3 tRNA genes are annotated in these 323 nt (G+C 52.9%); all 3 read right to left on the bottom strand.

What is annotated here, in order from left to right:
- Positions 1 to 23: 23 nt before the first annotated feature.
- A tRNA-Leu gene (locus OGX98_RS00025) sits at positions 24 to 110 on the bottom strand.
- A gap of 12 nt (positions 111 to 122) precedes the next feature.
- Positions 123 to 196 (bottom strand) — tRNA-Cys (locus tag OGX98_RS00020).
- 51 nt (positions 197 to 247) lie between these two features.
- Positions 248 to 323, bottom strand: a tRNA-Gly gene (locus OGX98_RS00015).

Genomic DNA, 323 nt, shown 5'->3' with positions numbered 1-323 from the left:
TTTGATTATTCTGTTCTTTCCCATGGTACCCGGAGTGGGACTTGAACCCACACAGCGCGAACGCCGAGGGATTTTAAATCCCTTGTGTCTACCGATTCCACCATCCGGGCTCGGGAAGAAATTGGAGGCGCGTTCCGGAGTCGAACCGGACTAGACGGATTTGCAATCCGCTACATAACCGCTTTGCTAACGCGCCGAAATCTTCAGGCTTTTCAGCCAACATCCGCAAATGCCGATGTTTAAAATTTGGAGCGGGAAACGAGACTCGAACTCGCGACCCCGACCTTGGCAAGGTCGTGCTCTACCAACTGAGCTATTCCCGC

It is taken from the genome of Citrobacter sp. Cm046 (genome assembly GCF_030333065.1).
In the GTDB taxonomy this organism is placed as follows: domain Bacteria; phylum Pseudomonadota; class Gammaproteobacteria; order Enterobacterales; family Enterobacteriaceae; genus Citrobacter; species Citrobacter murliniae.
The sequence above is the reverse complement of the archived record's forward strand: the minus strand, read 5'-3'. Positions and strand labels throughout refer to the sequence as shown.